Origin of the sequence: Micromonospora sp. II, from assembly GCF_001709195.1 — a bacterium.
Classification (GTDB): Bacteria; Actinomycetota; Actinomycetes; order Mycobacteriales; family Micromonosporaceae; genus Micromonospora; species Micromonospora chalcea.
Window position 1 is genome coordinate 1 of record NZ_LYXF01000057.1, and the last position, 25,943, is coordinate 25,943.

General features: G+C 72.3%; 29 protein-coding genes and 1 pseudogene. 18 read left to right on the forward strand and 12 right to left on the reverse strand.

Annotated features, from left to right (window positions below):
* Positions 1-1,133: pentapeptide repeat-containing protein (locus tag A8711_RS32510; RefSeq protein WP_176722868.1), on the forward strand; the 1,133-nt coding region annotated here is incomplete at its 5' end.
* Between the two features lie 11 nt (positions 1,134-1,144).
* Here A8711_RS32510 and A8711_RS32160 read toward each other — a convergent pair.
* The 3 genes from A8711_RS32160 to A8711_RS23300 form a co-directional block, all read right to left on the reverse strand.
* Positions 1,145-1,903: a hypothetical protein gene (locus A8711_RS32160; RefSeq protein ID WP_124778973.1), complete on the reverse strand. Its 759-nt coding sequence runs from the start codon at positions 1,901-1,903 to the stop codon at positions 1,145-1,147.
* Positions 1,904-1,919: 16 nt separating this feature from the next.
* Positions 1,920-2,219 carry a winged helix-turn-helix domain-containing protein gene (locus A8711_RS23295; protein WP_369830125.1) on the reverse strand — a complete coding sequence of 100 codons (300 nt, stop codon included), beginning with the start codon at positions 2,217-2,219 and terminating at the stop codon, positions 1,920-1,922.
* A 606-nt stretch (positions 2,220-2,825) separates the two neighbouring features.
* Positions 2,826-3,152, reverse strand: a complete 327-nt coding sequence (locus A8711_RS23300; protein WP_233607827.1) for a hypothetical protein — start codon at positions 3,150-3,152, stop codon at positions 2,826-2,828.
* 67 nt (positions 3,153-3,219) lie between these two features.
* Here A8711_RS23300 and A8711_RS23305 point away from each other — a divergent pair, with 67 nt between their 5' ends.
* Positions 3,220-3,489 (forward strand): type II toxin-antitoxin system prevent-host-death family antitoxin, encoded by a 270-nt coding sequence (locus tag A8711_RS23305; RefSeq protein WP_026268006.1) that lies wholly within the window; start codon positions 3,220-3,222, stop codon positions 3,487-3,489.
* A 32-nt stretch (positions 3,490-3,521) separates the two neighbouring features.
* Positions 3,522-3,767: a type II toxin-antitoxin system RelE/ParE family toxin gene (locus A8711_RS23310; RefSeq protein ID WP_073830496.1), complete on the forward strand. Its 246-nt coding sequence runs from the start codon at positions 3,522-3,524 to the stop codon at positions 3,765-3,767.
* 20 nt (positions 3,768-3,787) lie between these two features.
* On the opposite strand, the gene A8711_RS23315 is transcribed toward A8711_RS23310, so the two are convergent.
* The 6 genes from A8711_RS23315 to A8711_RS23340 all read right to left on the reverse strand — a co-directional run bounded on the left by A8711_RS23315 (position 3,788) and on the right by A8711_RS23340 (position 9,386).
* Positions 3,788-4,267, reverse strand: coding sequence for a nitroreductase family deazaflavin-dependent oxidoreductase (locus A8711_RS23315; protein WP_069089324.1), 480 nt, complete (start codon positions 4,265-4,267; stop codon positions 3,788-3,790).
* Positions 4,268-4,419: 152 nt separating this feature from the next.
* The gene (locus tag A8711_RS23320) at positions 4,420-7,098 is read right to left on the reverse strand and encodes an FtsX-like permease family protein (protein ID WP_069089325.1); all 2,679 of its coding nucleotides are present in this window, start codon (positions 7,096-7,098) and stop codon (positions 4,420-4,422) included.
* The gene (locus A8711_RS23325; RefSeq protein ID WP_069089326.1) at positions 7,095-7,826 is read right to left on the reverse strand and encodes an ABC transporter ATP-binding protein; all 732 of its coding nucleotides are present in this window, start codon (positions 7,824-7,826) and stop codon (positions 7,095-7,097) included. The genes A8711_RS23320 and A8711_RS23325 overlap by 4 nt, the downstream gene beginning before the upstream one ends.
* A gap of 19 nt (positions 7,827-7,845) precedes the next feature.
* Positions 7,846-8,427 (reverse strand): PadR family transcriptional regulator, encoded by a 582-nt coding sequence (locus tag A8711_RS23330; protein ID WP_030503427.1) that lies wholly within the window; start codon positions 8,425-8,427, stop codon positions 7,846-7,848.
* 69 nt (positions 8,428-8,496) lie between these two features.
* On the reverse strand, positions 8,497-8,940 hold the full coding sequence (locus tag A8711_RS23335) for a ferritin-like domain-containing protein (protein ID WP_069089327.1): 444 nt from the start codon (positions 8,938-8,940) through the stop codon (positions 8,497-8,499).
* Entirely contained in the window at positions 8,937-9,386 is a 450-nt protein-coding gene (locus A8711_RS23340; protein WP_176722874.1) for a hypothetical protein, read from the reverse strand. Before A8711_RS23340 ends, A8711_RS23335 begins: the two co-directional genes overlap by 4 nt.
* Positions 9,387-9,649: 263 nt before the next feature.
* On the opposite strand from A8711_RS23340, the gene rimP reads away from it, so the two are divergent.
* The 12 genes and pseudogenes from rimP to A8711_RS23395 all read left to right on the forward strand — a co-directional run bounded on the left by rimP (position 9,650) and on the right by A8711_RS23395 (position 21,073).
* On the forward strand, positions 9,650-10,306 hold the full coding sequence (gene rimP, locus A8711_RS23345) for a ribosome maturation factor RimP (protein ID WP_069089328.1): 657 nt from the start codon (positions 9,650-9,652) through the stop codon (positions 10,304-10,306).
* Positions 10,303-11,346 carry a transcription termination factor NusA gene (nusA, locus tag A8711_RS23350; RefSeq protein WP_030503423.1) on the forward strand — a complete coding sequence of 348 codons (1,044 nt, stop codon included), beginning with the start codon at positions 10,303-10,305 and terminating at the stop codon, positions 11,344-11,346. The genes rimP and nusA overlap by 4 nt, the downstream gene beginning before the upstream one ends.
* 15 nt (positions 11,347-11,361) lie before the next feature.
* Positions 11,362-11,698: pseudogene (locus tag A8711_RS31710) on the forward strand (YlxR family protein).
* Between the two features lie 93 nt (positions 11,699-11,791).
* A complete protein-coding gene (infB, locus tag A8711_RS23355; RefSeq protein WP_069089329.1) occupies positions 11,792-14,797 on the forward strand; it encodes a translation initiation factor IF-2 in 3,006 nt (1,001 codons plus the stop codon).
* 82 nt (positions 14,798-14,879) lie between these two features.
* On the forward strand, positions 14,880-15,923 hold the full coding sequence (locus tag A8711_RS23360) for a TRM11 family methyltransferase (RefSeq protein WP_064447082.1): 1,044 nt from the start codon (positions 14,880-14,882) through the stop codon (positions 15,921-15,923).
* A 41-nt stretch (positions 15,924-15,964) separates the two neighbouring features.
* The gene (locus A8711_RS23365) at positions 15,965-16,258 is read left to right on the forward strand and encodes a DUF503 domain-containing protein (RefSeq protein WP_043325814.1); all 294 of its coding nucleotides are present in this window, start codon (positions 15,965-15,967) and stop codon (positions 16,256-16,258) included.
* 181 nt (positions 16,259-16,439) lie between these two features.
* Complete coding sequence (gene rbfA, locus A8711_RS23370; RefSeq protein WP_043330546.1) at positions 16,440-16,922, forward strand: 30S ribosome-binding factor RbfA; 483 nt, start codon at positions 16,440-16,442, stop codon at positions 16,920-16,922.
* Entirely contained in the window at positions 16,919-17,965 is a 1,047-nt protein-coding gene (locus tag A8711_RS23375; RefSeq protein ID WP_064447083.1) for a bifunctional oligoribonuclease/PAP phosphatase NrnA, read from the forward strand. Before rbfA ends, A8711_RS23375 begins: the two co-directional genes overlap by 4 nt.
* Positions 17,966-18,101: 136 nt before the next feature.
* The gene (locus A8711_RS23380) at positions 18,102-18,509 is read left to right on the forward strand and encodes a hypothetical protein (protein ID WP_043325811.1); all 408 of its coding nucleotides are present in this window, start codon (positions 18,102-18,104) and stop codon (positions 18,507-18,509) included.
* Positions 18,509-18,718 (forward strand): DUF6186 family protein, encoded by a 210-nt coding sequence (locus tag A8711_RS23385; protein ID WP_176722875.1) that lies wholly within the window; start codon positions 18,509-18,511, stop codon positions 18,716-18,718. The genes A8711_RS23380 and A8711_RS23385 overlap by 1 nt, the downstream gene beginning before the upstream one ends.
* 475 nt (positions 18,719-19,193) lie before the next feature.
* Complete coding sequence (locus A8711_RS23390) at positions 19,194-19,703, forward strand: adenylate kinase (protein ID WP_043325807.1); 510 nt, start codon at positions 19,194-19,196, stop codon at positions 19,701-19,703.
* Positions 19,704-19,750: 47 nt separating this feature from the next.
* Positions 19,751-21,073 (forward strand): MATE family efflux transporter, encoded by a 1,323-nt coding sequence (locus A8711_RS23395; protein WP_069089330.1) that lies wholly within the window; start codon positions 19,751-19,753, stop codon positions 21,071-21,073.
* A 7-nt stretch (positions 21,074-21,080) separates the two neighbouring features.
* On the opposite strand, the gene A8711_RS23400 is transcribed toward A8711_RS23395, so the two are convergent.
* The 3 genes from A8711_RS23400 to A8711_RS23410 all read right to left on the reverse strand — a co-directional run bounded on the left by A8711_RS23400 (position 21,081) and on the right by A8711_RS23410 (position 23,437).
* Positions 21,081-22,022 (reverse strand): hypothetical protein, encoded by a 942-nt coding sequence (locus A8711_RS23400; protein ID WP_069089331.1) that lies wholly within the window; start codon positions 22,020-22,022, stop codon positions 21,081-21,083.
* 84 nt (positions 22,023-22,106) lie between these two features.
* Positions 22,107-22,400 carry a hypothetical protein gene (locus tag A8711_RS23405; protein ID WP_043325804.1) on the reverse strand — a complete coding sequence of 98 codons (294 nt, stop codon included), beginning with the start codon at positions 22,398-22,400 and terminating at the stop codon, positions 22,107-22,109.
* Between the two features lie 41 nt (positions 22,401-22,441).
* Complete coding sequence (locus A8711_RS23410; RefSeq protein WP_043325802.1) at positions 22,442-23,437, reverse strand: hypothetical protein; 996 nt, start codon at positions 23,435-23,437, stop codon at positions 22,442-22,444.
* Positions 23,438-23,545: 108 nt separating this feature from the next.
* On the opposite strand from A8711_RS23410, the gene truB reads away from it, so the two are divergent.
* The 3 genes from truB to rpsO all read left to right on the forward strand — a co-directional run bounded on the left by truB (position 23,546) and on the right by rpsO (position 25,837).
* Complete coding sequence (gene truB / locus A8711_RS23415) at positions 23,546-24,430, forward strand: tRNA pseudouridine(55) synthase TruB (RefSeq protein ID WP_043330544.1); 885 nt, start codon at positions 23,546-23,548, stop codon at positions 24,428-24,430.
* A 29-nt stretch (positions 24,431-24,459) separates the two neighbouring features.
* A complete protein-coding gene (locus tag A8711_RS23420) occupies positions 24,460-25,386 on the forward strand; it encodes a bifunctional riboflavin kinase/FAD synthetase (protein WP_030503409.1) in 927 nt (308 codons plus the stop codon).
* 181 nt (positions 25,387-25,567) lie between these two features.
* Positions 25,568-25,837 carry a 30S ribosomal protein S15 gene (rpsO, locus tag A8711_RS23425; protein ID WP_013284678.1) on the forward strand — a complete coding sequence of 90 codons (270 nt, stop codon included), beginning with the start codon at positions 25,568-25,570 and terminating at the stop codon, positions 25,835-25,837.
* Positions 25,838-25,943 lie beyond the last annotated feature (106 nt).

The following is a 25,943-nucleotide window of genomic DNA, read 5'->3' on the forward strand; positions in this document are numbered from 1 at the left end:
CAAAGGTTCCGGCGAGGCTCATAACTTCGCCGGACCTTGCTGTTCGGGCAGCACAACTTCGCGTAGACGTCATTCGTAACATTCTTGCGGTCGGTGCTGGAACTGGCGGCTTGATTGCCCTGTTCCTGGCTCTACGTCGGCAATACGTCAAAGAGCGCGTTGATTATGACGACCAGGCCCATAAGAACCGAACAGCCGACGACGCGAGGCATGACGCGACAGAGCGGCGAGTGACAGACCTTTACGTTAAGGCTGCTGAGCAGTTGGGGTCAGAGAACGCTGCAGTTCGTTTGGCGGCGCTCTACGCGCTTGAGCGACTGGGGCAGGGTAACCCTGAGCACCGACAAACTATTGTGGATTTGTTCTGCGCGTATCTTCGTATGCCGTATGAGATGCCGGATGATGTTTTAGAGCCTGATGGACAAAGCGGTGAGGAGGACGTGAAACGCCATCATGAACGCCAGGTAAGACTAACTGCGCAGCGGATTCTCGCTAAACACTTGCGTTATGAAACTGTGAGCATTGATACCTTCCCGTTCTCGGTGGAGGGAGGTGATTATTTCTGGAGCGACATGCACGTTGATCTGACGGGAGCGGCACTTATTGACTTCAGCCTCGCTCACTGCGCTGCGGGGATGGTGCACGCGGTTGGTGCAGATTTCTATGGCCGATCCGACTTTCGCGCTCTATACCTTGCGGGACAGGCGAACTTTGCGAAGTCAAGATTCCGTGGTTTTGTTGACTTTAGCGACTCCGAAGCGGATTTTCTCATCTGTAGTGGCACCATATTTGACAGCGCCGTTCTCGTTGACCGCGCCGACTTTGACACGTACACGTTTCGGCATGCAACTTTCCGGAACGTGGTGTCGTTCAGGCAAACTAATGGAGTGGGTGATTTCGAGCTCGCTAGGGCATGTCTTACGCGAGGCCACCGTTGGCCCGCTGGCTACACGGTATCCAAGCTCGATAACGAGGAAATGGGGTTCGTAGTCGAGGGGCATGATGGGGGTGAGCGGCGCTCGCCTGATCCGGAAAGCGTGAGCGAGGAGGCTGAGGCTAACTCGGCAGTTCCTCAGCAACCCACAGGCCGCGACCCTGTAAATCCACAACCAAGCCCCAACCCCGACGAGTGACGACCTCGCTCTTATTTTTCGGGGCAGTTCGGCAATCGCGGGGACTGGTTACTTATGAGGCTGATGAGTGGTCTGCTTGCCCATGAATGGTCCTTTGTGCAGGGCTGGCGGGTTTGGATTATGTCTGTATTGACGACAAGAAGTCGTCTGTCAGGCTCGGTTAGCAGCGTAGTTGTTCTATCCTTCTCTTCGAGGACGTAGGCTACGTGCCTTTCTGTCCCGTACTCTAGGATCTGCGGAGGTAGCCACATTTGCTGGGAAAGGATAAGTAGGGAGCCAGCCAGCATCCCCGCTGCGAGAAGGATTTGCTCCCTCAGTTCTTTCCTCTCGGCTTCCCGCCGTTTAGACCACGACAGTCGCGTGATGTCCTTATGGACGAAGCGGTACAGAAGAAGCCATGCGGCGATGATGGCGATAAGGGCAGCGAGGTGAAGCGGCGTTATGAACAGCACGCCGAGCCAGCCGAAGACGATGAAGCCTTGGAGTAGACGACCCACCCTCCGCTTTTGTCCAGGCATAAGAACACGTTTTGTCGCCACAACAGTGGCGACCATAATGACGGCCACCATAGGCAGTAGGTCTATCACCGACCGGATGAAGAGGGTGGCATAGTTCGCGGTTTGCAGAAGGATTGCCAGTACGGTTGGGTTTAGCTCGGAGACGGCAGCAATCCTAATGATCGCCACAGCGAATGGCGCAGCCGTCAGAGCTGTGCCGAGATACTGAAGGCGTTCAGATTCCCGTAACTCTTGTCCCTGGCCGTTGCTCATTCAGCCGTGAGCCTAACTATTCGGGCTCGGCTACGTAGACACCCTTTCCAGGGTGCCCCTCAACCAACTCACGATCTTTGAGAATCGACATGCTTCGGTTAACCGTGGAGATATGCACGCCGTACTGCTCAGCTAGCTCACGGGTAGAGGGCAGCTTGGTACCGGGCGCAAGCTCACCAGACTTGATCTTCTCCGTGATGTCGTTCGCGATGCGCCGGTAGTCGACTCTCTCCGTCGGCATGAGTTGATCTCCGCTGGTTCCCTGGTTTCGGCAGGCCAATTTGATCACGGCCGAACCTGCTCCAGCAAGTTTCATGATTTCCGGAGCGTGGCGGGTTGCCTACTCCTACAAGTTGGAATAGGTTGCTGGCTGAGTCGGTTCCCTGGTTTCGGCAAACTCCTGGGTTCCGGCCGAAAGCCCACCTGGGGGAGCGCGACGCACGGACTCTGCCCCCCAGGTGGGGTCTATTCGTGCTTCGCCGGGGAGGGTTGTTCTGCCATGCCAATCGATGAGCCAGTCTCCACAGCCCGGGAAGTCTTCGAAGCCCATCGCATTCTCGAAGTTCACTGGACTTCGTCACCTGACCGGCCGTGGCAAGCAGGGGCATGCCTACAGTGCCGAGACTGGTTCTCCTGCGCTCAGCTCGATTGGGCTTTGGAGCGCTACGCACACTATGCGTCGATCTTGTTTCAGAAGCGCTGAGCTGCGAACTTCTCGGTTCGTGGCTGTCCCTGCCCCCAGGTGCGCCGCTCTGCCCCGCAGGGGATGTTTGCGGCTGATCTTCTTAGCTGCGCTCAGCCTGGCTCGTCAGGTAGTCACCAGGGTTGTGCTCCTGCAATAGTGCGATCCGCCGTCCACCTGGCGAGTGTTAGGAGAACCCAGGTCAGGGCTAGTCCGAGATGTCCTTACTCTCGACGTACCTCACTGGCGGGCGTTGAGCGGCCAGCGGGACGTGATCGTCGTCGCCCGGCGCAGGTAGTCGTCCGCCCCGGCCACCGTGAGGTCGACAAGCACCCCGTCCACCCGGCGGGTGGACGGCGGCGGCCCGGCGCCGGGCCGGTAGGTGACGACCAGCAACCCGACCTCGCGGTCCCCGCCGCCGTCGTCGTCGCCGTGCGCGAGTGCACTGTGTACGGCGACCGCCAGCACGTCGGCCGGGAACCGCCGCAGGACGGCGTCACCGACGCGCCCGGCCACCTGCCACCGCGGGTCGTCCAGACGCCGCTCGGAGTCTCGTTCGTCGGCCAAGGCCACCGCCAATCCGCAACGTCGTCAGTTCCAGTTGTACGAGTCGTACGAGCTGTACGCTCTAGGTATGACCGAGCCCGCTGCCGAGCTTCCGATCTCCGACGCTCGCGAGAATCTCGCGGATGTCGTCTCACGCGCTCACTACGCCGGCCGCATCACCTACGTCACTCGTCGCGGGCAGCGGCTGGCTGCCATTGTCCCGGCGGACCTCGCCGAGGCGATCGAACGCGCCGAGGATGCGATCGACGTCGAGGCCGCGCGAGCCGCCCTTGCCCGTCTGGACGCGGGCGAGGCGCCGGTCTCTCTCACTGACCTACGGAAAGAGCTGGGCCTGTGAGCGGGCTTACCCCGTCCAGCTACACGGTCACGATTGAGCGCGCCGCCGCCAAGCTCCTCCGCAAGCTCGACCGGCCGGTGCAGGCTCGTCTCGTCGACGCGATCGCCGCTCTCGCGGCTGAACCACGGCCCGCCGGTGTCAAAGCGCTCGCCGGGCATCCGGGCCTCCTACGTATCCGCGTCGGCTCCTACCGCGTGGTGTACACCGTCCGCGACGAGGAACTAATCGTGTTGGTGGTGCACCTCGGTCACCGTAGCGACGTCTACGACGTGCTCTAGCGGAGCGTGGCGAGCGCACCTCAGGTGGCCGATTCGACGTTCGGGACCAGCCGGAACACGCGGATCTCGCGGTTACCGGCGCGCTCGACGTACGTGCGGTACGCGGGCCACTCCTGCACCAGCCGCTGGAACAGCCGTTCCCGTTCCTCGCCGGTGACCTGCTCGGCGGTGACCGGGATCCGGCGGCCCTTGACGTCCACCTCGGCGGCCGGATTAGCCATCAGGTTGAACGTCCAGGACGGCTGGTGCTGCTGCCCCCAGTTCGAGCCGATCACCACGTAGGCGTCGCCGTCGGGGACGTACACCAGGGGGTTGCTGCGGGGCTTGCCGGAGCGGCGGCCGGTGGAGGTGAGCACCAGCGTGGGCACGAGCCCGAAGGCGACCACTCGGCCCTTCGTCATCCGGCCGACCAGCCGGTCGGCCGGGACGAGCAGGCGCATGGTGGCGCCGAACCAACGCTGGTGACCGAGACGGCGGGTGAGGGTTCCCAGGGCTGACATCCGACAAGTGTGCCGCCCGCACCGCGCCCCGTCACCCCCTCGGACGGTCAGTCCGCTCCAAGGTCGACTCCATTTCCCCGAAGTGGTGGCATCCACCCCACCGCGATGCCGCCACTCCGGCGAAATGGTGTGATCATGCATGGGCGGCCGGCTCAGTCGAGCCGGCGTTCGATCGGCAGGCGGGACCTGGTGAACAGCGCCGCGCCGCCCATCGCCACCAGCGGCACCACGACCAGCGCGGCGAGCGTCACGCCGGGCACCGTCACCGGGTACGGCGGCTGCACCGGCCAGGAATCCGCGTACCGCTGGTTGAGCGCGGCCAGGACGACCACGGCGGAGCCGAGCCCGGCGACGATGCCCAGCGCGGAGCCGAGCACCGCGATGACCCCGGCCTGGCAGAGCGACAGCAGGCGGCGTACCCGGGGATCGGCGCCCACCGCCGCGAGCGTGGACAGGTCCCGGCGGCCCTCGGCCGCGGCGAGGCCGGTGGCGACAGCGGCGGCGCCCAGCGTGATCACCCCCGAGGCCACCGCCAGCAGGAGCAGCATCGGGCGCTGGTCCGACGGCGGGTCGGCGGTCGCCACCTGCGCCGACATGGGCCCGATGTCGTACAGCTCGTCGGTCAGCATCTCCATCTGCCGATCGGTGGGCGAGCCGGCGGTATCCAGCAGGTAGCCAAGCGGTACGGCGGACAGGCCGAGCGCGTCCGCGGCGGCGGGGGAGAGCACCAGCCGGTCGACGCTGAGACCGCCGCGCAGCGCGTACGCGGGCAGGAGACGCCCGGTGGGCGGGCCGCCGGAGTTGTAGTTGACCTCCACCCGGACCTGCCCGTCCACCACCCGCCGGGCGTCGGTGACCACCACGCCGCCGGTGGCGAGCGTCCGGCGCGCGGCGGCCAGCTCGTCGGCGGGCGCGCCGGTGAGCGCGGCCAGCGCGGCGCCGTCGTCCACGAGCGCCGGCAGGTAGACGTCGACCGGCTCCTGGAAGGGGCTCACGCAGCGCGGATCGCGCCGGGCCGCGTCGGGGACCGGGTCGGAGGAGGTGTACGGGCAGCGCCGCTCCGGCGGAACGAGCGCGTACGCCGCGCAGTCGTTCTTGTCCCGGACGTCGCCGGCGCACCCGGGGGTCGCGACGGACACCACTGTGGCGTCGGGCAGGACCGTGCGGGCCCGGGCGGCGACGGCCTCGGCCGACGGCGGGCCCGTCGGGATCTCGCCGGAGTGGGTGAGCAGCACGTTGCCCGGCGGCAGGCCGGGCTGCCAGAGTTCCCGGGAGCGGGTCTCGTCACTCGCCACGTAGACGCCGAGCGCGACGCTTCCGGCGACGGCGGCCATCACCGCCGAGATGGCCGGCGCGGCCGACGACCGGTTGCGGCTGGCGTCGCGCAACGCGAGGCGGGGGGTGAGCGGCAGCAGCCGGCCGGCCCGGCCCAGCACGCCCACGAGCGTCGGGGTGCAGAACACCAGCCCCAGCTCGCCCAGGGCGACACCGGCCAGCACGCCGGTCTGCGAGGTGCGGCCGGCGGCGAACGCGGCGATCGCGGTCCCGGCGACGGTGAGCGCCACCCCGATCAGCAGCCAGCGGCGGCGGGGCCGGGACCCGTCGCGCCGGCCGGCCAGGCCGGTCGTCACGTCCTGCCGGGCCGCCGTCCAGGCCGGCGCCATCGCCGCCAGCACCCCGGCCAGCACCGCCGTCGCGGCGATCGCCACCAGCGCGGTCGGGAAGATCCGGTACGCCCCGAGGCGCTCCCCGAGCAGGTACTGCTCGACGAGCGGCCGGCCGGCGAACGCGGCGCCGATGCCGAGCAGCAGCCCGAGGGCGGCCCCGCCGGCGCCGAGCACCACCCCGTCGGCGAGCACGATCCGGCGCAGGTGGGAGGCGTCGCCACCGGCCACCGCGACGAGCGCGAGGTCGCGCCGCCGACGGCGGACGCTCACCGCGAAGGCCGGGCCGACCAGCAGCACCACCTCCAGCAGGCCCAGCCCGCCGACCACGCCGACGACGCCGGCCTCGTCGGCGTCCGGCACGCGCATACCGCGGGTGAGCTCCTCCCGCCCGGGCAGCGGGTCGCGGACGACGATCTGGATGCCCTGCGCGTTCAGCCGGTCGGCGAGCCCCGGGTCGAGCGGGCCGGGCAGGTCCACCAGCCAGGTGTCGCTGCCGGCCGCGGTCTCCGGGGTCACCCCGGCCAGCGTGATCACCTCCCGGAGGTTGTCCGGGTACTCCACCACCCCGACCACCCGGTACGTGGCGCCGTCGATGGTGCGTACCGGGTTGCCGATGCGGGTGTCGAGCCGGCGCAGCGCGGCCGGGCTGACCGCGATCTCGTCCGGGCGCACCGGCGGCCGGCCGTCGAGGACCCGGGCCAGCGGCCGGGTGAGCGGGTCGGTCAGGTCCAGGGCGCGCGCGTCGAGCGACTCGACGTGCCGGCCGATCCGGGTCGAGAACGTCATCCACCAGCGCGTGCGGGCGACCCGGCTGCCGTCGGGCAGCAGCGCGCGCACCTCCTCGGCGGTCGCCGGACGGGTCCGGCCGACCCATTCGCCCTCGACCGGCCAGGCCGACTCGCCCCAGGCGTCCTGCCTCACCGCCGTCAGGCTTTCCCAGCGCAGCGCGACGTCGGCGCCGCCGAGCTGGCGTTCGATCCGCTCGGCGCGGGTCAGATCCGACATGTCGTAGCTGACCGCGGCGAAGCTGAGGCCGAGCACCGGCAGCGCGATCATCACCAGCACCAGCAGCGTGCGCCGCCGGGACCGCCGGGCCTCCCGGCGGGCGATCCGCAGCGCGGTCCGCCACGATCCGCGTACGGCGGCGAGGCGGCCGCCGGTCACCGGATGCTGCCGCTGAGCAGGTGGTCGACGCCGATCAGCGGGGCGGTCGAGTCGACCATCACCCCGTCGCGCAGGAAGACCACCCGGTCCGCCCAGCCCGCGTGCCGGGCCTCGTGGGTGACCAGCACCCCGGCCGCCCCGGCGTCCACCCGGCGGCGCAGCAGGTGCAGCACCGCCTCACCGGTCTGCGAGTCCAGCGCGCCGGTCGGCTCGTCGGCGAGGACCAGGCGGCGTTCGCCGACGAGGGCCCGGGCGATCGCCACCCGCTGCTGCTGGCCGCCGGACATCTGGTCCGGGAAGCGGTCGGCCAGGTCCTCCAGGTCGACCTCGCGCAGCGCGTCGAGGGCCGACTGGCGGGCCGCCCGTACGCCGGCGCCGTCCAGTTCCAGGGGGAGCGCCACGTTCTCCACCGCGGTCAGGCTGCCGAGCAGGTTCAGATCCTGGAAGACGTACCCGATCCGGCGGCGGCGCAGCCGGGCCAGCTCCCGGGCGGACAGCCCGACCAGCGCCTCGCCCTCGACCACCACCTCGCCGCCGGTGGGCCGGTCCAGGCCGCCGGCGAGCGCCAGCAGCGTGGACTTGCCGGACCCGGAGGGGCCCATCACCGCCACCAGTTCCCCGGCCCGCACGGTCAGGCTCACGCCGCGCAGCGCGTGCACGGCGGCCTCACCGGTGCCGTGGGTACGGCGTACGTCCCGCAGTTCCAGCACCCCGTCGATCGGGTCCATCAGCGCCTCCCGTGCCGGTTCACCGGCGGGCTTCGTCGCCGGCCCGGTCCACCGCCTCGGGGTGGTCGACCGCCCGGATCGGCGCCGGGCGGTGCCGGACCAGGCTGGTCTCGCAGTGGTCGAGCCACCGCACCTCGGCCTCGGTCTGGAAGATCATCGCGTCCAGCACCAGCCGCCAGGGTAGATCCTCCGGCTTGTCGCTCGTGTACTTCAACCGGGTGAACTCCTGGAGCGCGCGCATGGTGGCGGTGCGCTGGGTCTGCACCACCGCCCGCACGTCGACGCCCGGCGTGGTCAACGCCAGCGCCAGCTTGATCGACAACTCGTCGCGGGGCCGGTCGGCGCGGCTGATCGGGGTGGCGAACCACATCGCCAGGTCCGCCCGTCCGGCGTCGGTGATCTCATACGGCCGCTGCCCGCTCTCGTTCTCCGGCAGCGGGCGCACCAGTCCGTCGCGTTCCAGCCGGGCCAGCGTGGTGTAGACCTGCCCGATGTTCAGCGGCCAGGTCGACCCGGTGGACTCCTCGAACGCGGCACGGAGCTGATAGCCGTACATCTGGCCGCGTTCGAGAAGGGCGAGCAGGCCGTGACGGATGGACATGACCGCGAGTATGCATACCTGGTATGCGCAGCGCAACCGGGAAGCTTCGCCGGGTGACCGGCGTCGCGCTCAGGCGGGGCGGCCCGGGAACGGAACGGTGACCGGTGTCACGCCCGCCGTACGCCGCCAGCGGGTGGCCCGCAGCGCGCAGTCGGTGAGCGCGGCGAGCGCCGTGTTCCGCTCCACGCCGCCGGTGTGCGCGAGCGCGGCCCGCCAGTGCCCGGCGGTCCGCTCCTCGATCTCCACCGCCAGCCGCAGCGCTCCCGCCCGGTCGGTGACCGGATAGGGCAGCGCGTACCCGGCCCGGTCCGCGGGTACCTGCCCGGAGCCCTCGGCGAGCTGCAGGAGCAGCGCGTCGCGGCGGGACCGGTGCGCCGCCTCGGCGGCCCGGGCCGCCGTCCGCGCCGCGCCGGTGAGGTGCACGCCGATCACCCCGTACGCCCAGATCGCCGCGTACTCGGCGGCGAGCGCGTCGGCGAGGGCCTGGGCCGGGCCGGTCGTCGGGTTGTTCACTTCAGGGCCTCCACGTGGGTCGCCCGCGCGGCGGCGATCGAGCCGAGCAGCGCGGCCCGCTCGGCCGGCGCCTCGGCGCAGGCCTTCGCCGCGTTGGTCCGGCCCTCCTGCTCGGCCTGACGCAGCTCGGTGAGCACGGCGTCGGGCGCGGGCGCGCTCGCCGAGCCGGCGGCCGCCGGCGTGCCGGAGGGAGCTGGCCGGCCGATGACCCGGCGTAGCTCCTCGGCGTGCGCCTTGTGCGCGTCGGCGATCGGGGTGAGCCGTCCGGCGAGCGCCGGGGCGGCGGTGGCGGCTGCCCGGTAGCGGGCCTCCAGCGCCAGCGCCTCGGCGGCCAGCGGCTCCAGCGCATCAGGCGCCGGTGGCTCCTGGTCGCGGTCGAAAAGATCACAACCGGTCAGCGGCGCGGCCGCGCCGCCGAGCGCCACGAGCCCTCCGGCGCGCAGCAGCCAGCGCCGGGAATGCCCCGCTCTGACCTGGTCGGATGGTGTTCTGCCGGTCCCCACCTGACAGAGTCAACACCATTCGCGCCGCCTCGTGGGTCAGGGTCTCGGTGCGCCGCCGGGTCCGTCCGCGGCCGTTAGCGTTACGCTCTGCGCAACCACCGGGCGCGGACGCCCCGGTGGCGTGCCGGTATGGCGGGCCGACCGCCCGCACCGGCCCGGGACAACACGGCCCGCGGGTCGTGGCAACAGCAGGAGAGGTGCGCGGAATGACGCAGCGTGGCCGTGCCACCCGGCCGACGGGGCCCGCCGGGCGGCCCCGCCGGTCCGACGGCCCCCGCGGCGCGGAGCGCAGCGGCGCACCCCGTGGCGATCTGAACGCGCGCCGCAACCGGCTGCGCGAGGTGATCGAACCGGTCGTCGCCGCGGCCGGCTACGACCTGGAGGACCTTTCCGTCTCCCGCGCCGGGCGGCGGCACGTGGTCCGGGTGATCGTGGACGCCGACGGCGGGATCAACCTGGACGCCGTGGCGGACGTCTCCCGGGCGGTGTCGGCGGCCCTGGACGCGGCGGAGGAGTCCGGCGGCGACATCGTGGCCGGCGAGTACCAGCTGGAGGTCAGCTCGCCCGGCGTGGACCGCCCGCTCACCCTGCCCCGGCACTGGCGGCGCAACGTGGGCCGGCTGGTCAAGGTCACCGTCCGCGGCGACGCCGGGGACCGCCAGCTCACCGGCCGGATCACGGCCGCCGACGACGAGCGCGTGGAGCTGGAGACCGACGCCGGCCCCGTGGCACACCCGTACGCCGAACTCGGGCCCGGCCGGGTCCAGGTGGAGTTCAGCCGCCTGGACGACCTGGCCGACGAGGACCTCGGCGACGACACAGACACCGACGACGACGAAGATCTGGAGGACGAGGAGAGGTGAACATCGACCTCGCGGCGCTGCGCGCCCTGGAGCGCGAGCGGGAGATCCCGTTCGACACGATCCTCGCGGCGATCGAGACCGCGCTGCTGACCGCCTACCGGCACACCGACGGCGCCGAGTCGCACGCCCGGGTGGAGATCGACCGCAAGAGCGGGGCCGCCTCGGTCTTCGCGCAGGAGCTCGACGCCGACGGCACCGTCACCCGGGAGTGGGACGACACCCCGCACGACTTCGGGCGGATCGCCGCCATGACCGCCAAGCAGGTGATCCTCCAGCGGCTGCGGGAGGCCACCGACGAGGTGCACTTCGGCGAGTACGTGGGCCGCGACGGTGACCTGGTCACCGGCGTGGTGCAGGCGCACGAGACGCGCCGGGAGAAGGGCATCGTCAGCGTCGACCTGGGCAAGCTGGAGGGTGTCCTGCCGCAGTCCGAGCAGGTCCCCGGCGAGCGGTACGAGCACGGCGAGCGGATCCGCTGCGTGGTCGTGCACGTCGCCAAGGGCATGCGCGGCCCGCAGATCACGCTGTCCCGGTCGCATCCGGCGCTCGTGAAGAAGCTGTTCGCGCTGGAGGTGCCGGAGATCGCCGACGGCACCGTGGAGATCGGCGCGATCGCCCGTGAGGCAGGTCACCGTACGAAGATCGCGGTCCGCTCCACCGCGTCCGGCGTCAACGCCAAGGGCGCCTGCATCGGCCCGATGGGGCAGCGGGTCCGCGCGGTGATGAGCGAGCTGCACGGCGAGAAGATCGACATCATCGACTGGTCGGACGACCCCGCGACGTTCGTCGGCAACGCGTTGTCGCCGGCCAAGGCGCTGCGGGTCGAGGTGGTCGACCTGGCCTCCCGTACCGCCCGGGTGACGGTCCCGGACTTCCAGCTCTCGCTCGCGATCGGCCGGGAAGGGCAGAACGCCCGCCTGGCGGCCCGCCTGACCGGTTGGCGCATCGACATCCGGTCCGACGCGGAGACCGCGGCCCCGCAGAGCCGGGGCGGAGCTGATCACGTCCCGGAGCCGGGCGGCGCGATCTCCGGCGGCTAGGGGTAGACTTACTCAGTGGCACGACGCGCGATTCCGGAGCGCACCTGTGTGGGCTGCCGGAAACGGGCGCCGGCCAGCGAGTTGTTGCGGGTTGTCGCGATCGGTGACGAGGCTGGTCACATCAGTCTCAGGCCCGATCCGGCCCGCAGACTGCCGGGTCGGGGAGCGAACATGCACCCTGATCCGGCCTGCTTCGCGCAGGCGGTGCGGCGTCGCGCCTTCGGGCGGGCACTGCGCCTCACCGGGGTTCCTGACCACGGTGCGCTTGCGGAGCACGTCGACGCGCAACCCCCGACGACCGGTCAAGCCCGACCGGTCGAGGGTCGCTAGCAAGGTAGGACGACCGACATGAGCACACGATGAAGTCCCTGAAATGACCAGGCTTCAAGTGCACGAGTGAGGTCGCTGCGGGTGCTGCCCGCACGACCTCGGAGTGAGGAGTGCAGTGGCAGGAAAGGCCCGCGTACACGAGCTTGCCAAGGAGCTCGGGGTCGAAAGCAAGACCGTTCTCGCCAAGCTCAAGGAAATGGGCGAGTTCGTGAAGTCCGCGTCCAGCACCGTCGAGGCGCCTGTCGCCCGGCGGCTGCGTAGCGCCTTCGTAGCCGGTTCGTCGGCGCCCGCCGGCCCGCCGGCTGCCGCGCCCAGCGGTCCGGCACCGACCCCGACGCCCACCCCGACCCCGGGTGCCCCCCGGGTCTCGGCCAAGCCGATGCCGCCCCGGCGTCCGGCTGCGCCGACCCCTGGACCGAAGCCCAAGGGCCCGGTCCCCGGCCCGCCGCAGCCGGCGACTCCGGTCGCCAAGCCGGCGAGCGCGCACGACATCGAAGTGGCGGCCGCCGAAGCGCGTGCCGCCGCGCTGAAGGCTGAGCAGGAGGCCGCGGTCAAGGCCGCGCAGGCCGCCCGCCAGCAGCAGCGCGAGACCGTACGCCGGGAGCCTCCGGCCGAGGGCGGTCCCCGTCCCGGCCCGCGTCCCGGCCCGAACGCCATGCCGCCGCGTCCGGGTTCCCCGGCCGCCGGTCGCCCCGGCGGTCCGGGCCAGGGTCAGGGCCCCGGTGCCCGGCCCGGCGGTCGTCCGCCGGCGCGCGGCGCCGGTAACAACCCGTTCGGCATCCAGGGCGGCCAGCAGCAGCGGCCCCCGGCCGCCGGTGCGGGCGGTCCCCGTCCCAGCCCGGCCGGCATGCCGCCGCGGCCCAGCCCGGCGTCGATGCCGCCGCGGCCGAGCCCGGCCTCGATGCCGAGCCAGCGTCCGACCACCGGCCGTCCCGGCGGCCCCGGTGGCGGTCGTGGCGGACCCGGTGGTGGCGCCGGTCGTCCCGGTGGCGGTGGCGGTGGCTACCGCGGCGGACCCGGTGGTGGCGGCGGTGGCGGTGGCTACCGCGGCGGTCCCGGTGGTGGCGGCGGTGGCGGTGGCTACCGCGGCGGTCCCGGCGGCGGTGGCGGTGCTCCCGGCGGTGGTTTCCGTCCGGGTGGTCCGGTCGGCGGCGGTGGCCGTCCCGGTGGCGGCGGTCGTGGCCGTGGCGGTGGCGCTGCGGGTGCCTTCGGGCGTCCGGGCGGTCGCCCGACCCGCGGTCGCAAGTCCAAGAAGCAGCGCAGACAGGAGTTCGACAACCTGTCGGCCCCGACCATGTCCTCGGGCGCGCCCCGCGGTCAGGGTCAGGTCGTCCGGTTGTCCCGTGGCGCCTCGCTGTCGGACTTCGCCGACAAGATCAACGCTAACCCGGGTTCGCTGGTCCAGGAGATGTTCAACCTGGGCGAGATGGTGACGGCGACCCAGTCGTGCTCCGACGAGACCCTGCAGTTGCTGGGTGAGCACCTCGGCTTCGACGTGCAGATCGTCAGCCCGGAGGACGAGGACCGCGAGCTGCTCGCGCAGTTCAACATCGACCTCGACGCCGAGGTCGCGGCGGACCGCCTGGTCAGCCGTGCGCCGGTCGTGACCGTCATGGGTCACGTCGACCACGGTAAGACCAAGCTGCTCGACGCGATCCGCAAGGCGAACGTGGTGGCCGGCGAGGCGGGTGGCATCACCCAGCACATCGGCGCCTACCAGGTCCACGTCCCGCACGAGGGCGAGGACCGCGCGGTGACGTTCATCGACACCCCGGGTCACGAGGCGTTCACCGCCATGCGTGCCCGTGGCGCCCAGGTCACGGACATCGTGATCCTGGTGGTGGCGGCGGACGACGGCGTGATGCCGCAGACCATCGAGGCGCTCAACCACGCCAAGGCGGCGGACGTGCCGATCGTGGTCGCGGTCAACAAGGTCGACAAGCCCGAGGCGAACCCGGACAAGGTCCGCCAGCAGCTGACCGAGTACGGCCTGGTCGCCGAGGAGTACGGCGGCGACACCATGTTCGTCAACGTGGCGGCCAAGCCCGGCATCGGCATCGAGGAACTGCTCGAGGCCGTGCTGCTGACCGCCGACGCGTCGCTGGAGCTGACCGCTCCGATCGACGGGCCGGCGCAGGGTGTCGCGATCGAGGCGCACCTGGACAAGGGCCGTGGCGCGGTGGCGACCGTGCTGGTGCAGAAGGGCACCCTGCGTGCCGGTGACTCGATCGTCGCCGGTGGGGCGCACGGCCGCGTGCGGGCCATGCTGGACGAGAACGGCAAGCCGGTCGACGAGGCCGGTCCGGCGCGTCCGGTCATGGTGCTGGGTCTGACCACGGTGCCGGGTGCGGGTGACACCTTCCTGGCCGCCGAGGACGACCGCACCGTGCGGCAGATCGCCGAGCAGCGGCAGGCGCGGAGGCGGGCGGCGTCGTTCGCCAACTCCCGTGGCCGGGCCACCCTCGAGACGCTCATGGAGCAGCTCAAGGAGGGCGAGAAGACCTCGCTCAACCTGGTGCTCAAGGGCGACGTCTCCGGTTCCGTGGAGGCGCTCGAGGACGCGCTGTTCAACCTCGACATCCCGGAGGAGGTCCAGCTTCGGATCATCCACCGGGGCGTGGGCGCGATCACCGAGAGCGACGTCATGCTCGCGAGCGCCTCGTCCGAGGCGGTCACGATCATCGGCTTCAACGTGCGGGCCTCGAACAAGGTCCGCGAGATGGCCGACCGCGAGGGCGTGGAGATCCGGTACTACACGGTCATCTACCAGGCCATCGAGGAGATCGACGCCGCGCTCAAGGGTCTGCTCAAGCCGGAGTACGAGGAGGTCGAGCTGGGCACCGCGGAGATCCGCGACGTCTTCCGCTCGTCCAAGATCGGCAACATCTCCGGCTGTATCGTCCGGTCCGGCCTCATCCGCCGCAACGCCAAGGCGCGGCTGCTGCGGGACGGTGCGGTCGTGGCGGACAACCTCACGATCAGCTCCTTGAAGCGGTTCAAGGACGACGCGACCGAGGTCCGCGAGGGCTTCGAGTGTGGTCTGACGCTGGGCGGCTACAACAACGTCCAGGTCGGCGACGTCATCGAGACGTTCGAGATGCGCGAGAAGCCGCGCGCCTGAGTTCCACACGTACGACCGGTCGGCGGCCGGGGCCTTCGGGCCCCGGCCGTCGCCGTTTCCGCAGGCTGCGACAATCTGCGGCGTGATCCGGTACGCGCTGCTCCTCGCCCCCTCCGCCAACCGCGTCTACGCCGACGCGGCGGCCCGGCTGGCCCGCGCCGAACTGGCCGTGTTCGCCGGCTCCGGCGTGCTCGACGTGGTGCCGGGCGACGCCGAGGTCACCCGGATCGGCGGGGTGGAGTACCTGACGTTCACCGCCCCCGAACCCGGACTCGGCGAGCGGGACCTGGCCCACCTGGCGAACCTGTCGGCGGCGTACGCGCTGTTCGAGCGGGTCGGTGACGACCTGCTGCGGCCGGTGCCGCTGAGCCCGCTGGCCCGGTACGACTCCGACCTGATCACCATCCCCAAGTACGCCGGCAAGACCAACGAGCAGTTCACCCGGCTGCTGCTCAACGTCACAGTGCTCGCCTCCGCCGCCGCGCCCCGGATGCTGGACGGGCCGGTGGTGGTGCTGGACCCGCTCTGCGGCCGGGGCACCACGCTCAACCAGGCGCTGATGTACGGCTACGACGGCATCGGGGTCGAGCGCGACAGCAAGGACGTCGACGCGTACGCGACGTTCCTGCGTACCTGGCTGCGCCGAAAGCGGCTCAAGCACACCACCGAGTCGACGTCGGTGCGCCGGGACCGCAAGCTGGTGGCCCGCCGGTTCGAGGCGGTGCTCGCGCCGTCGCGGGACGAGCACCGGGCCGGGGCCACCCAGCGGGTCACCGTGCTGAACACCGACACCACCCGGGCCCGCGAGGCGCTGCGCCCCCGCTGCGCCGACGTGATCGTGACCGACGCGCCGTACGGGGTGGCGCACGGCAGCCGTACCGATCAGGGGTTGTCCCGCAGCCCGCTGGAGCTGCTCACCGCGGCCGTGCCGGTGTGGCGGGAGCTGCTGCGCCCCGGTGGCGCGCTCGGGCTGTCCTGGAACACCCACGTGGCGCCGCGGGCGCAGGCGGAGGCGGTGCTGGCCGACGCCGGGCTGCGCGTGCTCGACGGCCCCGGCTTCGGTGACTTCGCCCACCGGGTCGACCAGGCGATCGAGCGGGACGTGCTGGTGGCGGTCGCGCCTTAATCGCGTGCCGGGGTGCGCCACCCGGCGTACCGTTGCTCGCCGTGTATACCGGAACCGCACTGTTCGACCTGTTGCTCCCGGGTGACTCCCGGTCCCTGAAGGCCAAGCGGTCCTACGTCCGGCCGATCGTCGCCGCGCTGCGCAAGTTCGAGGTCTCCGCCGCCGAGGTGGGGGCGCTGGACCTGCACGGCCGGGCCGAGATCGGGGTGGCGGTGGTGGCCGCCGAGCCGGCCCACGTCCGCGAGGTGCTCGACTCCTGTGAGCGGCTGGTCGCCGCCCGCCCGGAGACCGAACTGCTGTCGGTGCGCCGTCGCCTGCACGGCGAGGACGACTGACGGCGCGTCGCGCGGTACTCCGCCCGTGCCGCGTGAGGTCCGGTGGGACGCGGGTAGTGTTCTTCAGCGTTGGGCGGTCGGACCCGGCGGCGCCCACGCGCCCGCCGTCTCCGGCCGACGGCCCGGGTCGCACGGTGACCCGGCGCCGTCATCGGTACAGGTGATCCCGGAGGTGGGGGACATGACGGATCAGGCAAAGGTTCGCCGGCACGCGGAGCGTATCCGGGAACTCGTCGCGTCGGTGGTGCGCAGCCAGATCAAGGACCCCCGGCTCGGCATGATCACGATCACCGACGCCCGGATCACCGCCGACCTGCGCGACGCCACCGTCTTCTACACGGTGCTCGGTGACGCGGCGGCCCAGGCGAGCACCGCCGCCGCGCTGGAGAGCGCCAAGGGCATGCTGCGCAGCACCGTCGGCAAGGCCCTCGGGCTGCGGCACTCGCCGACGCTGACCTTCGTCCTCGACGACGTGCAGGACCAGGTCAAGCACATCGACGACCTGCTCGCCGCAGCGCGTACCGCCGACGCCGAGGTGCAGCGGCTGGCCGCCAAGTCCTCGTACGCGGGCGACGCCCAGCCGTACCGGGTCGAGGACGACGAGGACGCCGCGGACGACGAGCCGGCCGCCGACGACGAGCCGCGCGAGGGCGACCGCCGGTGACCGAGGTCGCCGTCGCGGGTGGCCTGCCGGCCGGCCCGGCCGAATCGGAGTGGGCGGCGGCCGTCGCGGCGGTACGCGACCTTCCCGCCGACGCGCGGGTGCTGCTGATCTGCCACGTGAACCCGGACGGGGACGCGCTGGGCAGCATGCTCGGCTTCGGGCTGGGTCTGCGGCGGCTCGGCGTACGCGATCTCCAGGCGACCTTCCCCGGCCCGCCGGAGGTGCCCGAGCCGTTCCGCTGGATGCCCGGCGTGGAGCTGCTGGTGCCGCAGGACGACACGTACCCCGATCCGGATCTGGTGATCTGCTTCGACGCGGCGAGCGAGTCGCGGCTGGGTGACCTGGTGGGCCGGCTGGACACGGCGGGCACCTCGCTGGTGCTCGACCACCACGCCTCGAACACCGGCTTCGGCCGGATCAACCTGGTCGACCCGCACGCCGCCGCCACCTCGGTGGTCGCGCTGGAGTTGCTGGACCGGCTCGGGGCGACGCTCGACGCGGAGGTGGCGACCGGGCTCTACGTCGCGCTGACCACCGACACCGGCTCGTTCCGCTTCGAGGCGACCACGCCTGCCGTGCACCGGATGGCGGCGCGTCTGCTGGCCACCGGCATCCGGCCCGGCGACATCTCCCGGCGGGTGTTCGACACCCGCCCGTTCGGCGCCGTCCGCCTGTTCGGCGAGGTGCTCGGCCGGGCCACGCTGGAACCGGCGGCCGCCGCCGGGCACGGGCTCGTCTGGACGTACGCGACCCGCGAGGACCTGGTCCGGCACGACCAGCCGGCGTACGTGCTGGAGGCGCTCATCGACTCGGTGCGGTGCACCGAGGAGGCGGACGTGAGCTGCGTGATCAAGCAGGCGGGCGAGGCCGAGTGGGCGGTGTCGCTGCGCAGCAAGGGCGCGGTGGACGTGAGCGCGGTGGCGGTGGCGCTGGGCGGTGGCGGGCACCGGTTCGCGGCCGGCTTCACCGGGCGGGGCGCGCTCGACGAGTTGGTCGGACGGATCCGGGCCGAACTCGCTACCGCAACGCTGGTAGCCCCCTAAAAGCGGAATTGTGCCGATATTTCTGCCGGGCCGAGGCGCGGCGATGATCGGAAGTGTGAGCTGATCGGCGGCTTTTCCAGGGATTACGAGGCGTGCCAGCCTTTCCGCCGTGCGTGACGCTGGGGACAATCGGGTGATGGATCATCCCCGTGAGCTCACCGTCGAGGCGCCCCGGGCCTGGGACCGGCCGGTCGTCTCCGTGCCGGTGCTGATCTGCTTGTCCCTGGTCGGCGGTCAACTTCCGTCCTTCTCGACCGCGGCCAACCTCTACATCCTCACCACCGGCGGAGGGTTGATCTGGGTCGGCCTGAGCAACCGGGTGCCCCGGCGCCCGGCGCCCCGCCGGCTGCCGTCGGTCGCGCTCTGGTGGCTGGTGCCGGTGACCGTCTTCGGGGTCTTCGAGGGGGCGACGTTCATGGCGGCGGCGGGTGACGACTTCCCCACCCTCTCCCGGCTGGCCGATCCGCTGCTGGAGGACAGCGTGATCCGTTCGGCGGCCTGGTTCGCGTGGCTGTCCACGTTCTGGGGACTGGTGCGCCGATGATGCGGGCACTGGCGATCGGCGGGTTTCTGGTCTCGCTCGTGCTGTTCGCGGTCGTCGAATGGGTGGCGCGCCGGGAGGGCTCGCGGGTCCCGTCGCTGGCCGACGTCTGCGCCTTCGTGATGCGGTACGAGGTGGGCCCGGTGCCGGTCGGGCGGATCGGCCTGTTCGGTTTCTGGTGGTGGCTGGGCTGGCACTTCCTGGCCCGCTGACACGGCCGGCTGAGCCGGACGACGAGGTTGATCTTTCCGCATTTCGGGAACTGTGGGCAGCATCTGGAAAGTGAACGTTAATTTGGGTGAGGGCCGGCGCTTCGCGGCGCTGGTCACGGGCGGTGCTGCCGCACCCGGCCTCGCCTCCCTCCAGGGTCAGACCGACCCGGGCTCACGCTGCCAGGCGAGCCGCTCCGGTGATCCCGGACCGCAGCCGGGCGCCCGTAGGGCCGCCGTGTCCGGCGGACCGCACCCTGGAAGGACCTCAGATGCCCAGCAAGCGCAAGCCGCAGACCGAGACCACCACCGACGAGGCGCGCGAGCAGATGCGCCGCGCGCTGCAGACCTCGATGGACACCCGTCAGTGACGTACGCCGTCCGGCGGTGACGCCGGCCGGGCCGCACCCGTGGCCCGACGCCGACGTCACCGCCGCTCGGGACCGACCGCCGTGCCGGACGGCGCTACCGTCACCCGGTGCGACGCATCCTGGTCGTCGGCGCCTCCGGCGCCGGCAAGAGCACGCTCGCCGGTGAACTGGCCCGGCGACTCGACCTTCCCCTGATCCACCTCGACCGGCACTACTGGCGCCCCGGCTGGACCGCACCGGCCCCGGCGGACTTCCGCGCCGAGGTGGCAGCGCTCGCCGCCCGCCCGGCCTGGGTGATGGACGGCAACTACGCGAGCACGCTCGACCTCCGGCTGCCCCGCGCCGACCTGCTGGTGCTCTGCGACACCTCCCGGCTGCGCTGCCTGGTCCGGATCGTCCGCCGCCGGTGGGCACATCGCGCCGCGCCCCGCGCCGACCTGCCCGAGGGCTGCCCGGAGCGGCTCGATCTCGACTTCCTGCTCTACGTCTGGCGTTACCCCCGCGACTCCCGGCCCCGGGTGCTGGCCGCGCTGGTCGAGCACGCCCCCGGGCTGCCGGTGCGCCGTCTGCGCGGGCGCCGTGACACGGCGCGGTTCCTGGCCGACGTAAGTAAGTAGCCCCCCGCCTTGCGGACCTTACCGGGAGCGTGCCAGGATCGGCGTCGATGAGCACGACTGCCGCCCCCGCCACCGCCGCCACACCCCGGCGGATCGCCACGCTCGCGCTGCCCGCCCTCGTGGTGCTGGCCGCCGAGCCGCTCTACGTCCTGGTCGACACCGCAGTGGTGGGTCACCTCGGGCGGGTGCCGCTGGCCGCGCTCGCCGTCGGCGGCACCGTCATGACGCTCACCGCCTGGGTCGGCACCGTCGTCGCGTACGGCACCACCGGGCGCTCGGCCCGCCGCTTCGGGGCGGGGGACCGGGCCGCCGCGGTGGCCGAGGGCGTGCAGGCGTCCTGGCTCGCGCTGGCCACCGGTGTGCTGGTGGCGGTCGCCATCGGCATCGGCGGGGGCGCGCTGGCGCGTACCCTCGTCGGCGGCCCCGGCGAGGTGGCCGACGCCGCCGCCGGATGGCTGCGGGTCGCGGCGCTCGGCGCGCCCGGCCTGCTGCTCGCCGCCGCCGGCAACGGCTGGCTGCGCGGCATCCAGGACACCCGCCGGCCGCTGCTGTTCGTGCTCGGCCCCAACCTGCTCTCCGCGGTGCTCTGCCCGCTGCTGGTCTATCCGGCCGGGCTCGGGCTGGTCGGCTCGGCGGTGGCGAACGCGATCGCGCAGACGCTCTCCGGCGTCCTGTTCGCGGCCGCGCTGGTGCGCGAGCGGGTCTCGCTGCGGCCCCGGCCCCGGGTGATCGGTCAGCAGCTCGTGCTCAGCCGGGACCTGCTGGTGCGCGGTGTCGCGTTCCAGGCCAGCTTCCTGTCCGCGACCGCCGTCGCGGCCCGCTTCGGCGCCGCCGCGGTGGGCGCGCACCAGATCGCCCTGCAACTGTGGTTCTTCACCGTGCTGGTGCTCGACGCGCTGGCCATCGCCGCGCAGTCGCTGGTCGGCGCCGCGCTGGGCGGCGGCGACGCGGCCGGCGCGCGGTTCCTGGCCCGCCGCGTCGCGCTGCTCGGCGGGCTGTGCGGCGTGGCCTTCGCGGTGCTGATCGCCGCCGGCGCCGGCGTCGTGCCGTCGTGGTTCAGCTCCGATCCGCAGGTACGCGAGCAGGCCATGACGGCCTGGCCCTGGTTCGTCGCGCTCCAGCCGATCGGCGGCGTGGTGTTCGCGCTCGACGGGGTGCTGATCGGCGCGGGCGACGTGCGCTACCTGCGCAACCTCACCATCGTGTGCGCGTTCGGCGGGTTCCTGCCGGCGATCTGGCTGGCGTACGGGCTGGAACTCGGGCTGGGCGGGATCTGGGCCGGGCTGACGCTGTTCGTGGTGCTGCGGCTGGCCGGCCTGCTGCTGCGGATGCGCTCGGGCGCGTGGGCGGTGGTCGGCGCGGTCCGCTGACGCCGGGTCAGCAGGGCTGGAACGAGCCGGGACCGCCCATCCACGGCTCGACCACGAAGAAGCCCTCGTCCAGCCGGGCGCAGTCGACGTTGTTCGTGCTCGCCTGCGCGGAGACGAGCCAGAGCCCGCGCTTCGCCGCCGGCAACCCTTCGGGGTGGGGGACCTCCCAGACGACCCGGTCACGGATGGCGGCGATCCCGGCCCGGCCCGGTGTCGTCCGCGGCACGTCGAACGCGTACATCCAGACGTACTCTGTGGTGATCCGCAGGATCGGCCGGCCGTCGTCGCYGGTGACGGCCCGGTAGCGCATCTCACCCCGGACCCGGATCTCGTCCGCGCTGTCCTGCGAGCCGATCCGGGTGGCGTAGTTCACGAACGACAAGTCCTCGAAGTCGGTACGCAGCTGAGCGCGCGCGGCCGGCGCCAGCAGCGCCAGGAACGGCTCCGTGTCGCCGAGGATCATGGACAGGTCGAGCCGGGCCTGGACCAGCGCGGCCCGGACCCGGGTCAGCGCCGCGGCCACCTCGCGGGCGGTGAACGGCGGCCGCGCCGTGGCCTCCGGCAGGACGATCCCGGCCTCACCCACCGCGAAGTCCGCGCCGATGGTCCCCGCGAACAGGTCGCGCGGCTCGCCCACCCGGCTGAGCGGCACCGGCGACGGGCTGGCCTCGGCCGACGCCGCGGCGGCGGTGCCGGACCGCACCCGGTCCACGGTGACCCGGCCGAGCACGACAGTGCCGCCGATCAGCGCCAGCGCCAGCACCACCACGAAGGCGACGCGGCGCTTGCCGCGCTGCCGCGACCAGACCATGCGGAAGCGCTCGCCGCGGGTCAGCGGGACGTCCGCGTCCGCTCCGGTCATCCAGCTCGGCAGCTGGATCTCCGCGCCCCGGGAGGCGACGGCGTAGGGATCCGGCTCGGGCGGCGTGGTTCCGTCTTCGGTGCTCATGCGGCGTTCCAGAGGGGTGCAGGGCCAGGGGGCGCATGATCATTGCACTCCGCCGCCGATCCCGCTGTCCCGTTTCCGTGCCGGTCAGATCCGCCCCTGCCGGATCGCCCACCCGAGGTAGAGCGTGCCGACGACCAGCAGCGTCGCGGTCACCAGGACGAACACGAACGACCCGATCGCGGCCATCGTGGGGTGCCGCTCGCCGAACCGGGTCCGGCCCTGCCAGGCCCACATCCGGTGGCGCGCCGCCGCCAGCGCCGGCACACCGTCGACCAGGCCGGACAGGCGGCGGCCGAGCGTACGGCGGGGCGGCTCCGGATTGCGCATCCAGTCCGGCAGGTCGACCCGGGCGCGGTGCGGTGGCGGGGCGTCGCTCATCGGGGGCTCCTGCCGCGGGGTGGCGTGGTGAGGTGGGCGGGTCAGCAGGTGTCCGGCAGGTCGACCGTCTTGTCCGGGTCGAAGACCGCGTCCGGGTCCGGGTCGGCCGGACCGGCGAGCGAGGGCCGGCCCAGCGCGAGCAGCCCCTTGTCCAGCGCGACGCAGTCGATGTTGGAGGCGTACGAGTCGGCCCGCTCGATCCACAGCCCGGCGGAGGCGGTGGTCACGTCGGCCGGGTGCGGCATGCTCCACTTCACCGTGTCGTGGACCACCACCACGCCGGCGCCCGGGGCGGGGCGGGTGGTGGAGAACGCGTACGCCCAGACGAAGTTCGTGGTCACCTCCAGGATGCGGATGCCGTCCCGGTCCTTCGTCGCCCGGTAGCTGATCCGGCCCTTGACCCGGGGCTCGTCGTCGGTGAGCCGGGCGCCGGGGGCGAGCCGGGTCGAGTAGGTGCCCGCCTCGCCGGTGGGGAAGTCGTCCCGTACGCCGGCCCGCGCGTCCGGGGCGAACTGGCGGACCAGCCGCTCCGGGTCCTTCGCGGTGAAGAACGTGCGGTCCAGCCGGGCGGTGATCAGCGCCTTGCGTACCTTGGCCAGCGTGTCTGCCACCTGCTTCTCGGTGAACGCGCCGGTCCGCTTGGCCCGGGGCAGCGCGATCCCGGCCGTGCCCTCGGGGAAGCCGGCTGCCGGGGTGCCGTCGAAGGGGCCGGCGGCCGGTGGCGGCGAGGCCGACGAGGACGCCTGCTCACCGACCGGCAGGCTCACCGTGGGGTGCTCGGCGGGCGGCTCCCGCCAGCGCTGGAAGCCCTGGTAGCCGAGGCCGCCGACGAGCCCGAAGAACGCGAGCAGCGCCAGCACGACCACGCCGCCGAGCAGCTTGCCGGAGTGCCCGCCGAGCGCGATCCGCAGGCGGTCGCCGCGGCCCGGCTCGACCTCGGGCGCGGGCTGGCGCAGCCACTCGGGTACCCGTCCCAGCGTGTCCTCCGACGGGCGATCGGTGGCGTGGGGATCGGGGACGGAACGGTGATCGGTCATCGGACTTCCCGGGCAGACGGGGCGGGGGCGCACGATCTTGACACCCCGCCGAAGCAGGGCGGTATCCCCCGCAGGGAGGATCGGCGCCGTCTGGCAGGCTTGGCGGTCGTGAGCACAGACGGTCTGATCGTGGTCGACAAGCCCGGCGGCATGACGTCGCACGACGTCGTGGCCCGGATCCGCCGGCTGGCCCGTACCCGCCGGGTGGGGCACGGCGGCACGCTGGACCCGATGGCCACCGGCGTGCTGGTGATCGGGGTGGGCCGGGCGACCCGGCTGCTCACGTACGTGATCGGCGCCGGCAAGAGCTACGCCGCGACGATCCGGCTGGGGCAGGCCACCGTCACCGACGACGCCGAGGGCGAGGTGGTCGCGACCACCCCGGCCGGCGCGGTCACCGACGACGGGGTACGCGCCGCGCTGGCCGCCCTCACCGGCGAGATCGACCAGGTGCCGAGCGCTGTCAGCGCCATCAAGATCAACGGCCAGCGGGCGTACAAGCGGGTCCGTGACGGCGAGACGGTCGAGCTGCCCGCCCGCCGGGTCACCGTCTCCCGGCTGGACGTGCGGGACATCCGCCGGGACGCCCCGGACGTGGTGGACGTGGACGTGGACGTGACCTGCTCGTCCGGCACGTACATCAGGGCGCTGGCCCGCGACGCGGGGGCCGCGCTCGGCGTCGGCGGCCACCTCACCGCGCTGCGCCGCACCGCGGTGGGCGGGTTCACGCTCGCCGAGGCGGCCACGCTCGACCAGCTGGAGCAGCGCGCGCCCGACGTGGTGAACCTGCCGCTGGACGCCGCCGCCGCGCGGTTCTTCCCGCGCCGGGACGCCACCGCCGACGAGACCCGGGTGCTCTCCCACGGCGGGCCGCTGACCCCGGCCGGGATCACCGGGCCGTACGCGGTCTTCGACCCGGCGGGCGGGCTGATCGCTATCGTCAGCGAGCGGGACGGTCGGGCCCGCGCGGAGATCGTGCTGGCCCCGGCCTGAACGGCGCGGGCGGACAGGGGAGGAACGGCATGCAGCGGTGGCGGGGGTACGAGGCGGCGCCCGGCGGCTGGGGACGCTCGGTGGTCACCATCGGCGTCTTCGACGGCGTGCACCGGGGGCACCAGGCCACCATCGGGCACACCGTGGCGCGCGCCCGGGAGCTGGGCGTCAAGTCGGTGGTGGTGACGTTCGACCCGCACCCGGCCGAGGTGGTGCGCCCGGGCTCGCACCCGGCGGTGCTCACCGAGCCGGCGCGCAAGGCCGAGCTGATCGAGGCGCTCGGCGTGGACGTGCTCTGCGTGGTGCCGTTCACGGTCGAGTTCTCCCGGCTGCCACCCGAGGCGTTCGTGCACGACGTCCTGGTCGAGCACCTGCACGCCGCGCTCGTGGTGGTCGGCGACAACTTCCGGTTCGGGCACCGGGCGGCCGGGGACGTGCCGCTGCTGGAACGGCTCGGCCGCACCTTCGGCTTCGCCGTCGAGGGCGCGCCGCTGGTCGCCGAGGCGGGGACGGTCTTCTCCTCCACGTACATCAGGTCCTGCGTCGACGCGGGCGACGTGGGCGCGGCGGCGGCGGCGCTCGGCCGCCCGCACCGGGTCGAGGGCGTGGTGGTCCGCGGCGACCAGCGCGGACGTGAGCTGGGTTACCCCACCGCCAACCTGCTGACCCACAGGTACGCGGCGGTGCCCGCCGACGGCGTGTACGCGGCCCGCCTGGTGCGCCGCGACGGCGAACCGCTCGCCGCGGCCGTGTCGATCGGCACCAACCCGACGTTCTCCGGCCGGGAACGGCGGGTGGAGGCGTACGCGCTGGACTTCACCGGCGACCTGTACGGCGAGCGGCTGGCCCTGGACTTCGTGGCGCACCTGCGCGAGCAGCGGACGTACGACGCGATCGAGCCGCTGGTGGCCCAGATCGCCGAGGACGTGGAGCGCACCCGCCGGGCGGTGTCCTGACCCGCTCGGGCGACCTTGACCGGCCGTCCGGCCCGGGGGCTGGTAGGCTGGCGGAGACGTCGGCTGACCGACGGGGGCCTCGCGTGCCTGCACGACGCCGCGGGTGCGAGGAACCGGTCCGTTGCACCGGTCACCACGACCGCTCCGGACCTCATCGAATGACCCACGAAACAGGGAGAACATGGCGCTCGACCAGGAAGCCAAGGCCAAGATCCGCCAGGAGTACGCGACCGCCGAGGGCGACACCGGCTCGCCCGAGGTGCAGGTCGCGGTCCTGACCAAGCGGATCGCTGAGCTCACCGAGCACCTGAAGGTGCACAAGCACGACCACCACAGCCGCCGTGGGCTGCTGCTGCTGGTCGGCCGGCGCCGCCGGCTGCTGAACTACGTCCAGAAGAAGGACATCAACCGCTACCGGTCGCTCATCGAGCGGCTCGGCCTGCGCCGATGACCTGACGGGGGAGTGGCCGCCTGGCCGCTCCCCCGTTGCAGTACCACCGAAGAACCCGGCCGCGCGACACCCGAAGAGGGAGCCGGTCAGCACCGGTCTCCGGTAG

Coding starts and splice junctions, on each gene's coding strand:
- A8711_RS23395 (WP_069089330.1), top strand. CDS start 19,751: ATGAGCACGACTGCCGCCCCCGCCACCGCCGCCACACCCCGGCGGATC.
- A8711_RS23410 (WP_043325802.1), bottom strand. CDS start 23,437: ATGACCGATCACCGTTCCGTCCCCGATCCCCACGCCACCGATCGCCCG.
- A8711_RS23385 (WP_176722875.1), top strand. CDS start 18,509: ATGCGGGCACTGGCGATCGGCGGGTTTCTGGTCTCGCTCGTGCTGTTC.
- A8711_RS23295 (WP_369830125.1), bottom strand. CDS start 2,219: ATGAAACTTGCTGGAGCAGGTTCGGCCGTGATCAAATTGGCCTGCCGA.
- A8711_RS23325 (WP_069089326.1), bottom strand. CDS start 7,826: ATGGACCCGATCGACGGGGTGCTGGAACTGCGGGACGTACGCCGTACC.
- A8711_RS32160 (WP_124778973.1), bottom strand. CDS start 1,903: ATGAGCAACGGCCAGGGACAAGAGTTACGGGAATCTGAACGCCTTCAG.
- A8711_RS23405 (WP_043325804.1), bottom strand. CDS start 22,400: ATGAGCGACGCCCCGCCACCGCACCGCGCCCGGGTCGACCTGCCGGAC.
- A8711_RS23420 (WP_030503409.1), top strand. CDS start 24,460: ATGCAGCGGTGGCGGGGGTACGAGGCGGCGCCCGGCGGCTGGGGACGC.
- A8711_RS23315 (WP_069089324.1), bottom strand. CDS start 4,267: ATGTCAGCCCTGGGAACCCTCACCCGCCGTCTCGGTCACCAGCGTTGG.
- A8711_RS23380 (WP_043325811.1), top strand. CDS start 18,102: ATGGATCATCCCCGTGAGCTCACCGTCGAGGCGCCCCGGGCCTGGGAC.
- rbfA (WP_043330546.1), top strand. CDS start 16,440: ATGACGGATCAGGCAAAGGTTCGCCGGCACGCGGAGCGTATCCGGGAA.
- A8711_RS23330 (WP_030503427.1), bottom strand. CDS start 8,427: ATGTCCATCCGTCACGGCCTGCTCGCCCTTCTCGAACGCGGCCAGATG.
- A8711_RS23305 (WP_026268006.1), top strand. CDS start 3,220: ATGACCGAGCCCGCTGCCGAGCTTCCGATCTCCGACGCTCGCGAGAAT.
- rpsO (WP_013284678.1), top strand. CDS start 25,568: ATGGCGCTCGACCAGGAAGCCAAGGCCAAGATCCGCCAGGAGTACGCG.
- rimP (WP_069089328.1), top strand. CDS start 9,650: ATGACGCAGCGTGGCCGTGCCACCCGGCCGACGGGGCCCGCCGGGCGG.